Below are 12,445 nucleotides of genomic sequence, written 5' to 3' on the forward strand. Positions count from 1 at the left end.
AACGAGCCGATATCGTCGGCGGCCGTTTTATTCGTAAGAAATGATTTCCCGCTCACCCCGGATCACCGGGCCTAACCGACCGTTGCCATCGGTTTTCCGGTTCGCGCCCGAGCGGGCGCGGCTTCTCAAAAAGGGTTTCGCGGAAAGACCGGCGGCGCCTCTGACGGCGCTATTTCCGGACAGCGCCGAGCGATGGGCCGGAAGTTCGACGTCGCGACGGGCGCCGGCGATTCTGGCGACGCTCCTTCTGTCGTTGATATCCTCAACGAAGGCCGGCGCAGCGAAGAAAGCCGCCCATGCGGCCCAGGCGTCGAGACTGAACGGGCGGTCACGCGATTCTTTCAAGGGGACGCAGAGTTCCGGATCGGGGTGGACGAGCCGGATGCGGTAGAGCGCGCCCTCGGGATGTTTGTTTTCCGCGATGGCGACGCCGTCGTAATGAACGATCGGAACCGACAAATGCATTCTCATGCCGTTGACGCGGCGGCTGATGATCACGAAATCCGGATCGAGGACCAAAGTCCACCGCCCGCCGTCGGCGCGCGCGTCGTGAGCGACGCGGGCCGAGAGCATTCGCGGGCTTTTGTCTTCGGACGGGGCTTGATGCATTTTGGCCTGATCCCTGGCTTGCCGGATGACGGTTCGACGTTGGCCCGCAGTCTCAGTCGGAGGATGATCGATTTTGCTAATTTCTCTGGTCAATGAAGTGTAAACTTGGGCGTCGTTGCAGATTTGCATCGCTGCGCGTTTGCGGCCCCCAAGGCCCAATCCTTGCTGGAAAAGGCGGGCTGGCGTCGCTATTTCCGCAGAACTCCCTTATGCTGCGCCGCATCCTTAAGGTCTGGGCGCCATTCCCGTTTGGCTGGAAAATGAACGCATTGGTTTCGATCTCGTCATCTGGCGCTCTTGCCGCCTCGATTGTGGACGCCGCGCAAACCGCGGGAGACATGGCTCTCGATTTTTTTCGGCCTGGCGGAAAAACAAGCGCGACGATTTTCCACAAGCAAGGCGGCTCGCCTGTCACCGAGGCGGACTATCTGGTGGACCGGTTTCTCAAGGAACGTCTCGAAAGTCTTTGTCCTGACGCCGCATGGCTCTCCGAAGAATCGGAAGACACGGCGGCGCGTCTTGAGAACGATCTCGTTCTCGTCGTCGATCCGATCGACGGCACGCGAGGGTTTCTGAATGGCCACCGGACCTGGGCGGTTTCGATTGCGCTCGTCAAGGACGGGAGGCCTTTGATCGGGGTCGTTCACGCTCCGGCTCTCGCCGAAACCTATGTCGCCACTCATCTTGGAGGCGCGCGGCTCAATGGCGCGTTGATGGAAGTGTCTCGGCTTGGCGCCTTACAGGAAGGCGCGAAGGTCGCCGCGCCCGCTTCTTTTGCGGCCGAACTGCGCCGCTGCGGTCTGCAGTTCGATCTGCAGCCGCGGATTCCCTCTCTCGCGATGCGCATCGCCTTCGTCGCTTCGGGCGCCCTCGACGCGGGGTTCGCGTCCGAGAACGCCCACGATTGGGACATCGCGGCCGCCGATCTCATTCTTCAGGAGGCCGGGGGGCGGTTGGCGGGCCTCGACGGGCGTGCGATCGTTTATAACCGCAAGGAGACCCGTCACGGCGTCCTTACGGCGGCTCCCCGGCAGATACACGCCGAGGTCAACGCCGCCGCCCGCTGTGTTAAAGGCGCGCCTCTTGCTTGAGTCACGGCGCATATTCTAAAGCTTGCGCTGGAGCGCTTTCCGATCGCATGAAGTCATGCGATCGATCAGAAATCGCTCCAGCATCATATGCTCTAGTCCGCGGGCCATAAGGCCTTTCAAACTTTCGGAAGGAAATCCATGACCACCGACGGCAAGCAGCTTCACCATTTTGTTTTCGGAGGGGAACTCAAGGATCTGGACGGAACCGAATTTCGCGATCTGAACAAAATAGATTTCGTCGGAATCTTTCCCGATTACCAGTCGGCGGTGACGGCATGGAGAAGCAAAGCGCAGGCGACCGTCGATAACGCCCATATGCGCTATTTCGTGGTTCATCTCCACCGGCTGCTCGATCCGGGCAAGGAGCCGAAATAAAGGGCGACGATTTATTCGGCGGCGGCGCGGGGCGTCTCGCGCCGGGTGGTGATTGCCGCCGCCAGCATGGCGCCGACTTTGGCGAGAGCCGCGCGGATTTCATCGAACCGAGCGGATTTCACGACGTTCTGCTCGTCCATATAAAGCGCCCGGCAGACTTCGATCTGGATCGCATGGCAGTTTGCGGCCGGATCGCCATAATACTCGGTGATGAAGCCGCCGGCGTAAGGCTTGTTGCGTTTGACCGCATAGCCGAGGCGGCGAAGTTCATTTTCCACGACGCTGATTAATTCCGGAGCGCAACTGGTTCCGTGCCTGTCGCCGATCACGAAATCGGCTTTTGACGGCGGATCAGATGGACGCAAGGAATAGATCGGAAGAAAATTCAAAGGTGAGGGAGAAACCGCACCCGACGGCATCGAATGGCAATCGACCAATACGGCGAGGCCGAAGATTTCCTTGGTCCGGGCGAGGAGATCCCGCAGTCGGCTGTGATAGGGTTTGTAAAGGAGGTCGATCCGGCGCAACCCCTCTTCGACGGGCAGGCGCCCGGCATAAATCTCTTGCGCCTGGCCGACGACGCGGGGGATCGTGCCAAGCCCCCCCGCGACGCGCAGAGAGCGCGTGTTGGCGAACGTCGGGAGGCGGCCATCAAAAAGGCGGGGGTCGAGTTCGTAGGGTTCGCGGTTGAGATCGAGATAGGAACGCGGAAACCTGGCCCGCAGGAGCGGGGCGCCGAGTTCGCAGACCCCGCTGAACAATTCGTCGACAAAGGCGTCCTCGGATCGGCGAAGCGCCATCAGATCGAGCCGGCATGTCTCCAGGAACCGGCGCGGGTACACGGAGCCGGAATGAGGCGACGAAAGCACGAGGGGACAGAGCGCGGGGTCCGGGCCCAGACTGTCGAAGGGCGGTTCAAGCTCCGGTTCGCGCGCGCTGGAGTCGAGGTCCTTGGCGCCGGGTTTCGCCTCGGCCATCCTGGCGGGCGGCTCCGAAGTCATCGATTCTCCTTTTCCAACCCTGGGTTCAAGCCGAGCTTCTTGCGGGTTAATCGATCCAATGTGCCAACGCCATGGCCGCATGTCCATGGAAATCCGGGCGCGCGCCGCCAGTTTGGAGTAATCGGCCAGGCGCTCTGATCAAGCCGAGGTTTCATCAAGCCGAGCGCCCTGGTCGGGCTGGATGAACGCCGGCTTGAAATTTAAAGTTCAGATAGATACGGCGGAAGCCGGGATTTTCACTGGATTTTTACCCGATTGACCTTTTGATGCTCTCATCGCGAGGGGCGCCATGAACGACATGAACATTCCGAAACAGTCCAAACTTCTTCTCGGCAAGATCTTGCTGGCCGAGGACGATGACGACATGCGCCGCTTTCTCGGCAAGGCTCTTCAGACCGCCGGTTTTGACGTCGCCTCGTTCGACAATGGCCTGTCCGCCTACAACCGGCTACGCGAGGAGCCGTTTGAGCTGCTGCTGACGGACATCGTGATGCCGGAGATGGACGGGATCGAACTCGCCCGCCGGGCGACCGAACTTGATCCCGACATCAAGGTGATGTTCATCACCGGCTTCGCCGCCGTGGCGCTGAACCCGGACAATAACGCGCCGAAACAGGCGAAGATCCTTTCGAAACCCTTTCATCTGAAGGATCTCGTCAACGAGGTTCAACGCATTCTGACCGTCTGACCCCGAAGGTCGCCCTCGGTTCGCCCAGCTGGTAGGATGTTCCCATGAAACGAGCCGCGGCAATGCCCATCGGGGCAAGACTGACGCTCTGCGCCGCGCTTTCCGGCATGCTCGCCGTCAGCGCGGCTCGCGCGGGATCCTTTGAGGAATGCATCGCGGGACTGCGAGGCCCGGCGCTCGCCTCGGGCGTCGACGGCGCGACCTTCGATAAAATGACGCGCGGCCTGACGCCCAACCCTGATATTTTCGAATTCGCCAAGGCCCAGCCCGAATTCAAGACGCCGATCTGGGATTACCTCGCCGGCCTCGTCGATGAGGAACGCGTCGCCGACGGGCGGGCCATGATGAACCGCTACGGTCAGGCGCTGGCCTCGGCCCAGAGCCGGTTCGGCGTCGACCAGGCGACCATCGCCGCGGTGTGGGGGGTCGAATCGGATTTCGGCCGCAGCTTCGGCAACCGCCCCATCGTGCAATCGCTGGCGACGCTTTCCTGCGGCGGGAGCCGGCAGGCCTATTTCCGCACCGAATTCTTCGCCGCCCTCAAGATCATCCAGCACGGCGACATCGACCCCAACCAATTCGTCGGCTCCTGGGCGGGCGCTTTCGGCCACACCCAGTTCATGCCGTCGACTTTCCTGCGCACGGCGGTCGACGGCGACGGCGACGGGCGCAAGGATCTCGTCAATTCGGTTCCCGACGCGTTGGCCTCGACCGCCAATTATCTTCGCAAGGCGGGCTGGGTCACCGGCGTCGAATGGGGTTTCGAGGTCAGGCTGCCGGGCAATTATTCAGGGCCGTCGGGGCGCGGCCGCAAGGAGCCTATGTCGGCATGGGCGGCGAGGGGGCTGACCCGCGTCGACGGTTCGCCGCTTGGCGGCGGCCCTAATTCCGGTCTTCTGCTACCCGCCGGCCCCTCCGGTCCCGCCTTTCTCGTCTCGCGTAATTTCGATGCGATCTATTCCTATAATGCGGCCGAATCCTACGCCCTCGCCATCGCGTTGCTGTCGGATCGGCTGCGCGGGCGCCACGGCCTTGTCGGCGCATGGCCGACCAACGACCTGGGGCTTTCGCGCGCCGAACGGCGCGAACTGCAGACGCTGCTCATGCGCAAGGGCTACGATCTCGACGGCAAGGCCGACGGCGTGATCGGAACCAAGACCAAGCAGGCGATCTCGGATTTCCAGGCCAGGGCGGGGCTGACGCCCAACGGGCGAGCCTCGACCTCGGTGCTCTCCGCGTTGCGGCGGTAGAACGCTTTCCGATCGCATGGAGTCATGCGATCGATCGGGTCATGCTCCGGGCTTCAGATCACGTAAATCCTGTCCGGCAGCTGATCCTCGTCGCCCTCGACGGGCGGAAAATGCTCGGCCAGCACCTCTCCGCATCTTTCGACCGCGACGACGAACCCGTCCGCGATCTCGCCGAAGACGATGCGCTCCAGAAGAGCGTCGACGGCGGCCTGCCAGACCGCTCGATCGACCTTCGAGGCGATCCCGTCGTCGGCGACGATCCGGGCGTAATGCTCGGCCAGCGAAACGAAGATCAATATTCCCGCACGGTTTGCCTTGCGGGACATGCCGCGGATCATGAATTGCTCCAACGCGGCTTCATGCGCCTCTGACCTCTGCACCCGGCGCGGCACCACGAATCGCCGCAGTGAGCCTGCCGAAAAAAGCAGGAACAGCGCGGCGAAGACCGCCAGCTGGATCAGAAGAATCCGGTGCGTCGAGAGGTGCGTCGCCGCCACGAGCAGCCAGGGCGAGACAAGGGCGCCGAGCGCGGAGGCGGCGAGCGCATAGCTCGCGTAATTGGACGACGCCCGCGCCAGAACGCAGACGATCTCGCCGGACGTCCTGGTCTCGGCGGCCTTGATGGCGTCGCCGATCCGATGCTGTTCTTCCGCCGAGAGAATCATCACCATCCTCCGGATGCGCCGCCGCCACCCGACGATCCGCCGCCGCCGGAAAATCCTCCGCCCCCAAAGCCGCCGCCCCCAAAGCCGCCGCCCCCCCATCCGCCGCCGCGCCCGCCCCGACCGGAATCAAGCAGGATGCTGAGCAGGGAAGTCAGAAAATTGCCCCATCCGGCGTTGCGCCGTCGTCGCTCCGCGGGCGACAGGCTGTCATAGTCGGCGGCGCTCCGGTTCTGCTGTGCGGCCGAAAGCATGAAGAAAATGAAAACGAACAGAGCCAGAGCGATCCAAGGCGTCCAATTGTCCACGGCCGCGTCCTGGCGGTCGAGGCGCAGGTTCGGACGCTTCTGCCACTCGGACGTGTCGGTCGTCAGAACCGTGATGATGTCGTCGACCCCGCGCTGGACGCCGCCGTCGTAGTCGCCCGCCTTGAACCGGGGCGCGATGGCGTTGGAGATGATGATTTTCGACAGGGCGTCGGTGAGGACGCCCTCCAGCCCGTAGCCGACCTCGATCCTGACCTTGCGCTGGCTTGGCGCGACGAGAAGCAACACGCCGTTGTTCTTCTCCTTCTGGCCGAGCTTCCAGGTTCTGAACAATTCGTTGGCGTAAGGCTCGATTTCGTCTCCGTCGAGGGAGTTCACCGTCGCCACTTCGAGCTGAATTCCCGATTTGGCTTCGAGCGCGTCGAGCCTCGCCGCGATCGAGGCGTGCGCGTCGGGCGACAGGATTCCCGCCTGATCGACAACGCGGCCGCTCAACGCGGGAAAATTATAGCCGAGCGCCGCGCCGCAAAGCGCCAGCCAAAAAACCGCCAGCGCGGTCCACATATACGGCGCCCGCGGCACGAGGCGCGCCTCCGTGAAGCTCAATCTCCTCAAAATTTGACTTGCGGCGGGGCCTGGGCGGCGTCGCTCGCCGTGAATTCCGCCAGAGGCTTTTCAGAAGAAAAGAATGTCTTCGCCCAGAGCAGGGTCGGGAATGTCTTGAGCGCGGTGTTAAAAGCCCGCGAGGCCTCGATATAGTCGCGCCGCGCGACGGCGATGCGGTTTTCGGTACCCTCCAGCTGCGATTGCAGCGCAAGGAAGTTCTGGTTCGATTTCAGGTCGGGATAATTCTCGCTGACCGCGAGAAGGCGGCCGAGGGCGCCGGACAATTGTCCCTGGGCGTCCTGGAACTGCTTGAGCTTGTCAGGGTCGGTCAGCTGCGAGGCGTCGATCCTGACCGAGGTCGCCTTCGCCCGCGCCTCGACGACGGAGGTGAGGACGTCTTTTTCCTGTTTGGCGTAGCCCTGGACGGTTGCGACGAGGTTGGGAATGAGGTCGGCGCGGCGCTGATATTGATTTTGCACATCCGCCCATTTCGCCTTCGCCTGTTCCTCCAGCGTCGGAATTGTATTGTAGCCGCAGCCCGAAAGTCCCAGTCCGAGGATGGTCAGAACCAGAACGGCTCTCAGGGAGCGCAAATTCAAAACATCAAATGTAATTCTTGGCTGATTTCGGATCGGGCTCATAGGCAAGGCTCCGGCTAGGCTCAAAATGGCCAAACAGAATCTATGCTGAAAATTGCGCCGCGAAAAACAATTTTGCGGCAATTCGGTTTTATGGATGCACGTTTGAGGGGTGGCGTCCTTCAGACATAACCTCGAATTGACTGGCGCTCGGCCTATGGTTGGTTAATGTCTCGTTAAGATAAACTCCAACGAGCCTGGAAATGGGCCTATTGCAGTGACGATATCTATCAAAAGTTTCATTCTGTCCCCCTGGCTTCAGCTGGCGGCGATCGCCGGCTCGTCCTGCGTTCTGGCCGCGGACCTGACGGGCCCGCCCACGCCCTCATCGGCGGTGGTTTCAGTGATCGAACTGTTCACTAGCCAGGGGTGTTCCTCCTGTCCGCCGGCGGACAAGCTTCTGGCTCAGATCGCCCGCCGCCCCGACATTGTCGCTGTCTCGTTCGCGGTGGATTACTGGGACTATATCGGCTGGAAGGATACGCTCGCGCTGCCGCTCTCCTCGTCGAGACAACGAGCCTATGCCGCATTGCAAGGCGGGAACGGCGTCAGGGTCTACACGCCTCAAGCCGTGATCGACGGGATCGCCGATGCGATCGGCGGAGACCGGCAGGAGGTCGAGGAGGCGATCAAATCGACGAAAGGCGTCGACGGGGCCGCCACCCTGCCTTTGCGGCTGCAGGACGCCGACGACCATTTCGTCGTCGATGTGGCGGCGGGAGGGGGCGGACCCGCCGGCATCTACGTCCTTCGGGTCTTGCGCGCGCGCACGGTGCATATCGGACATGGCGAGAACGCCGGCCGCAACGTCACCTACACCAACGTGGTGCGCGCGATAAACCGCATCGGCGAATGGACCGGCTCCAGGGTCACGTTGAATGTGCCCAAACTGATCGCCGAGGATGAAGGTTATGTGGTCTTCGTGCAACGCGGAGACCTTGACCAGCCGGGGGCGATTCTGGGGGCGGTGAAGAGCGCCGGCCTTTGAGCGTCTCCTTCGCCGGTCGTCTTCGGTATGGTTTCAGCCGGTGAATTTCGCCGCGGACGCGCTCTGGCCCTTTCGCGTCCTCTCCTGTCCTTTTATACAGCTTGACAGCTTGCGGAGATGTCCCCTTTTGCGCAAGGCGGCATGAGAGGAGCAAATGCAGCTGATGAATCTTCGCCTTTATCTTACGCCCGCCGCCGCCGTCTTGACCTCCGCTGCATGCCTTGCGCCGGCGACAGGTTGGGCGACATCCTCACCCGGGCCGGAAAACGCCGCCCTGGCGAACGGTTGGCGCGAGGCTCCAGCGGAAACGAGACCTTCCCACCCCGATTGGCGGCTCGAAGCGAAAAAGGCCGATTCCAGGAAGGGGACGGCCAAGGCGCCGGACGCCAAGAGCTCCGACAAGAACTCGAGCGAGAAAAGCTCCGGCGACGCGAAGAAGCCCGGCAAACCCTCGCAGGTCGGAACTTACGGCGACTGGGGCGTTTTTGTCGCGCAAGGGGGGAAAGAGAAAACCTGTTACGCCCTCGCGACGCCCAAGGAGCGGGCGCCGGCGAAGCTCAAACGCGACCCTGCCTATGTCTTTATCTCGAACCGCCCGGGCGAGAGCGTTCGCAGCGAAGTCTCCGTCATCATGGGATTTGCGGTGAAGCCCGGAGCCGACGTCAAGACCGACATCGGCGGAGCGGCCTTTGACTTCGTTCCGAAGGGAAGCAACGCCTGGATCAAAAATACCGCAGAGGAAGGCCAGTTCGTCGACGCTCTCAAGAAAGGCTCGAAACTCATCGTCAAGGCGCCTTCGGCGAAGGGAAACGTGACGACCGACAGTTATTCCCTCTCGGGTTTGTCGCAGGCTCTGGAGCGGGTTCAAAAGGAATGCCCATGACGCCGGAGCGCTGTCCCGCAAACGGCTGATTTTCCGGGCGCATGCGGGACATGTCCATCTTGTTTGGACGCGGATGCATGCGCATAATGGATATATGTTTCGGCGAGCACGAAAACGCGACGCCGGGGCGCTCCTCGTCGAGGCCGGGCGAGCCTCGTCGTCGGAGCCCAAAAATTGAATGGAGCGTCATCTTACAAGGATGATGCTCAGGAGGAAATGCGATGTCGGGCAATATTCATCCGGTTCCGGTCGAATGGACCAAGCGCGCTTTTATCGACGCGGCGACGTACAAGGATCTCTACGCCCGCTCGATCGCCGATCCTGATCTGTTCTGGGCCGAACAGGCGAAGCGCATCGACTGGATCAAACCCTTCACCAAGGTCAAGAATGCGGCCTTCGGTCCGGGCGAGGTCTCGATCAAATGGTTCGAGGACGGCACCACGAACGTCGCCTACAATTGCATCGACAGGCATCTCTCCGCCGCGGGGGATCGCACCGCCATCATCTGGGAGGGCGATGATCCGGCCGAATCGAAGCACATCACCTATCGTGAGCTTCACGACCAGGTTTGCCGTCTCGCCAACGTTCTCAAGGCGCATGGCGTCAAGAAAGGCGACACCGTCACGATCTATCTGCCGATGATTCCCGAGGCGGCTTACGCCATGCTCGCCTGCGCGCGGATCGGCGCGATCCACTCGGTGGTGTTCGGCGGCTTTTCGCCCGATTCCCTCGCCGGCCGGATCGAGGGCTGCAATTCGAAGGTCCTGATCACGGCTGACGAAGGGTTGCGCGGCGGCCGCAAAGTGCCGCTGAAGGCCAATGCCGACGCCGCCGCCAAAAAAAGCGGCGGCCTCGTAAAAACCATGCTGGTCGTCGAGCGCACCGGCGGCGCGATCGAATGGACCGACGGCCGCGACGTGCGCTACGGCGAGGCGGTCGCGAAAGCCGAGCCGCATTGCCCCTGCGCCGAGATGAACGCGGAAGACTCGCTGTTCATTCTGTTTACCTCGGGCTCCACCGGCGCGCCGAAGGGCGTCGTTCACACCAGCGCCGGCTACCTCGTCTATGCGTCGATGACGCATCAATACGTCTTCGACTATCACGAAGGCGACGTCTACTGGTGCACGGCCGACGTCGGCTGGGTCACCGGCCATAGTTATATTGTCTATGGGCCGCTCGCCAACGGCGCGACGACCTTGATGTTCGAGGGCGTCCCGAATTATCCGACGATGGCGCGTTTCTGGCAGGTCGTCGACAAGCACAAGGTCAACATTTTCTACACGGCGCCGACGGCGATCCGCGCCTTGATGGGCGCGGGCGACGACCCGGTCAAATCCACCAGCCGGGCTTCCTTGAGGGTTTTGGGCTCGGTCGGCGAACCCATCAATCCGGAAGCCTGGGAATGGTATTACCGCGTCGTCGGAGACTCGCGCTGTCCCGTCGTCGACACCTGGTGGCAAACCGAAACCGGCGGCATCCTGATCACGCCGCTTCCGGGCGCGACCGATCTGAAGCCAGGCTCGGCCACCCTGCCTTTCTTTGGAATCAGGCCCGAGGTGGTCGACACCGAGGGCCGCGTCGTCGAGGGCGCCTGCTCCGGCAATCTCGTCATCGCGGAGTCCTGGCCGGGACAGATGCGCACGGTCTACGGCGACCATGAGCGCTTCGTGCAGACCTATTTTTCCGCCTATCCGGGAAAATATTTCACCGGCGACGGCTGCCGCCGGGACGAGGACGGCTATTACTGGATCACCGGCCGGGTCGATGACGTGATCAATGTCTCGGGCCACCGCCTCGGCACCGCGGAAGTCGAGAGTTCGCTCGTCGCGCACGCCGTGGTGTCGGAGGCGGCGGTCGTCGGCTATCCCCACGACATCAAGGGGCAGGGCATCTACGCCTATGTCACGCTGATGATGGGGGTGGAGCCGAGCGACGCGCTTCGCTCCGAGCTCGTGGCCTGGGTGCGCAAGGATATCGGCCCCATCGCGTCGCCGGATATCCTGCATTTCGCGCCCGGCCTGCCGAAAACCCGCTCGGGCAAGATCATGCGGCGCATCCTGCGCAAGATCGCGGAGCAGGAGTTTTCCGCGCTCGGCGACATCTCGACCCTCGCCGATCCGTCCGTGGTGGAGGATCTGATACGCAACCGGAACCCGTGATCGAAGTTCTCGCCTTGTTGAGGCGGCGCCACGGTTTCACCACATTTTAACTTAGCCGGAAGGTTTCCGCCTCAGCCTGCGCCGTGTTTGGTATCTTTGCGCACATCTCCTTCGAGATCAGCGTGTTAAGCACCAACAGGCATTTGAGACAGGGGCGTGAAATGAACATCATTTTTCGAGCCGTCGCTTCAGTTTTTTCCGGATTATGTCTTTTTTCAGGCGCCGCGGCGCCGCTTGCAACATCGGCGAACGCGCGTGAGGGCGTCGCCTTCACCCAATCGTATCCGCCTGGAATGATCGTCATCCGGCAGCGGGAGCGGGCGCTCTATTTCACAACCGGCTATGGCATGGCGGTGCGCTATCCCGTCGCCATTGGCAAGGCCGGCATGGCGTGGCAGGGCGAGACGTTCGTCCAGGGCAAATATGTCCAGCCGGCCTGGGTCGCGCCGGCGGTCGTCCGGCAGGACCATCCGGGCCTGACCCATCTGATTCCCGGCGGCTCGCCGCGCAATCCCATGGGTGCGGCGGCGCTGACGCTGAACATGTCCGAGGTCGCAATCCACGGCACGACGCAGACGATGCGAAGATCCGTCGGCACTGCGGCGTCCTACGGCTGCATCCGCATGTACAATGAAGATGTTCTGGACCTCTACCATCGGGTCCAGGTCGGAACCCGGGTCGTGGCGATCCCTTAAGCTCTTCGCGGGCGGCCGCCAGATTTTGGCGGCCGCCCGTGACCCCTCTCCAAAGCGCCCGCCGTCCCCAGCTTCCCTTTCCGTGGAGCTTGCCGGCGCTTGGCGCTTTGGATAACGTGGAGATGACGTTGACTTTGAGCGCATTGACTATCGGCGCGCATGGACTATGAGCGTGCATGGACTATGAGTGCATGGGCGCGCTTGATGCAATCTGGCCCTGGCGCAGACAGGCCCTGCCAAGAGGGATCGAAGGGGGAGTAATCGGTGGAAACGAAGGCTCTCGACCATACCGATCTTGTCAATCAAATCATCGATGTGATCGTTAAAGAGGGAATGGTTGACCGCGACAAGGTCACTCCGGACGCCACAATAGAAAGCCTCGATTTGAAATCGATCGACATCGTGATGATCCTGACGGCGATCGAAGAGAAGTTCGACGTCTATATTCCGATGGACGGGCCTTTTCATGAGGCCAAGGACATCAAGAGCCTGATTGACGCGATCGCGGCGTATATCGTCAAAGAAAAAAGCTGA

The 12,445-nt window shown here is 62.0% G+C and carries 14 protein-coding genes; 9 read left to right on the forward strand and 5 right to left on the reverse strand.

Annotation, left to right across the window (positions count from 1 at the left end; genetic code table 11):
- Positions 1–27: 27 nt before the first annotated feature.
- Positions 28–609: a DUF6101 family protein gene (locus tag BM177_RS02435; protein WP_139223481.1), complete on the reverse strand. Its 582-nt coding sequence runs from the start codon at positions 607–609 to the stop codon at positions 28–30.
- 209 nt (positions 610–818) lie between these two features.
- On the opposite strand from BM177_RS02435, the gene BM177_RS02440 reads away from it, so the two are divergent.
- Both BM177_RS02440 and BM177_RS02445 read left to right on the forward strand, forming a co-directional pair.
- Positions 819–1,700 (forward strand): 3'(2'),5'-bisphosphate nucleotidase CysQ, encoded by an 882-nt coding sequence (locus BM177_RS02440; RefSeq protein WP_244532037.1) that lies wholly within the window; start codon positions 819–821, stop codon positions 1,698–1,700.
- A 138-nt stretch (positions 1,701–1,838) separates the two neighbouring features.
- Positions 1,839–2,075: a DUF4170 domain-containing protein gene (locus BM177_RS02445; protein WP_091677005.1), complete on the forward strand. Its 237-nt coding sequence runs from the start codon at positions 1,839–1,841 to the stop codon at positions 2,073–2,075.
- Between the two features lie 11 nt (positions 2,076–2,086).
- On the opposite strand, the gene BM177_RS02450 is transcribed toward BM177_RS02445, so the two are convergent.
- Positions 2,087–3,076, reverse strand: a complete 990-nt coding sequence (locus BM177_RS02450) for an N-formylglutamate amidohydrolase (protein ID WP_425284353.1) — start codon at positions 3,074–3,076, stop codon at positions 2,087–2,089.
- 289 nt (positions 3,077–3,365) lie between these two features.
- On the opposite strand from BM177_RS02450, the gene cpdR reads away from it, so the two are divergent.
- Positions 3,366–3,764, forward strand: a complete 399-nt coding sequence (cpdR, locus tag BM177_RS02455; RefSeq protein WP_175492462.1) for a cell cycle two-component system response regulator CpdR — start codon at positions 3,366–3,368, stop codon at positions 3,762–3,764.
- 44 nt (positions 3,765–3,808) lie between these two features.
- Complete coding sequence (locus BM177_RS02460) at positions 3,809–5,014, forward strand: lytic murein transglycosylase (RefSeq protein ID WP_425284354.1); 1,206 nt, start codon at positions 3,809–3,811, stop codon at positions 5,012–5,014.
- A gap of 53 nt (positions 5,015–5,067) precedes the next feature.
- Here the strand turns inward: BM177_RS02460 and BM177_RS02465 are convergent, their stop codons facing one another.
- From BM177_RS02465 to BM177_RS02475, 3 genes are read right to left on the reverse strand one after another with little or no spacing between them, the layout of a single operon-like run.
- A complete protein-coding gene (locus BM177_RS02465; RefSeq protein ID WP_091677563.1) occupies positions 5,068–5,679 on the reverse strand; it encodes a TPM domain-containing protein in 612 nt (203 codons plus the stop codon).
- Positions 5,679–6,524, reverse strand: a complete 846-nt coding sequence (locus BM177_RS02470) for a TPM domain-containing protein (RefSeq protein ID WP_244532038.1) — start codon at positions 6,522–6,524, stop codon at positions 5,679–5,681. Before BM177_RS02470 ends, BM177_RS02465 begins: the two co-directional genes overlap by 1 nt.
- Positions 6,525–6,553: 29 nt before the next feature.
- The gene (locus BM177_RS02475; protein WP_091677009.1) at positions 6,554–7,189 is read right to left on the reverse strand and encodes a LemA family protein; all 636 of its coding nucleotides are present in this window, start codon (positions 7,187–7,189) and stop codon (positions 6,554–6,556) included.
- A gap of 214 nt (positions 7,190–7,403) precedes the next feature.
- Between BM177_RS02475 and BM177_RS02480 the strand changes: the two genes are divergently transcribed.
- The 5 genes from BM177_RS02480 to BM177_RS02500 all read left to right on the forward strand — a co-directional run bounded on the left by BM177_RS02480 (position 7,404) and on the right by BM177_RS02500 (position 12,445).
- Positions 7,404–8,174, forward strand: a complete 771-nt coding sequence (locus tag BM177_RS02480) for a DUF1223 domain-containing protein (protein WP_244532039.1) — start codon at positions 7,404–7,406, stop codon at positions 8,172–8,174.
- A 163-nt stretch (positions 8,175–8,337) separates the two neighbouring features.
- The gene (locus BM177_RS02485; protein ID WP_175492463.1) at positions 8,338–9,057 is read left to right on the forward strand and encodes an invasion associated locus B family protein; all 720 of its coding nucleotides are present in this window, start codon (positions 8,338–8,340) and stop codon (positions 9,055–9,057) included.
- A 221-nt stretch (positions 9,058–9,278) separates the two neighbouring features.
- Positions 9,279–11,216 (forward strand): acetate--CoA ligase, encoded by a 1,938-nt coding sequence (acs, locus tag BM177_RS02490; protein ID WP_091677012.1) that lies wholly within the window; start codon positions 9,279–9,281, stop codon positions 11,214–11,216.
- Between the two features lie 161 nt (positions 11,217–11,377).
- The gene (locus BM177_RS02495; RefSeq protein ID WP_091677015.1) at positions 11,378–11,911 is read left to right on the forward strand and encodes a L,D-transpeptidase; all 534 of its coding nucleotides are present in this window, start codon (positions 11,378–11,380) and stop codon (positions 11,909–11,911) included.
- A 264-nt stretch (positions 11,912–12,175) separates the two neighbouring features.
- A complete protein-coding gene (locus tag BM177_RS02500; RefSeq protein WP_091677019.1) occupies positions 12,176–12,445 on the forward strand; it encodes a phosphopantetheine-binding protein in 270 nt (89 codons plus the stop codon).

The organism is Methylocapsa palsarum (genome assembly GCF_900114285.1).
Taxonomy (GTDB): Bacteria; Pseudomonadota; Alphaproteobacteria; order Rhizobiales; family Beijerinckiaceae; genus Methylocapsa; species Methylocapsa palsarum.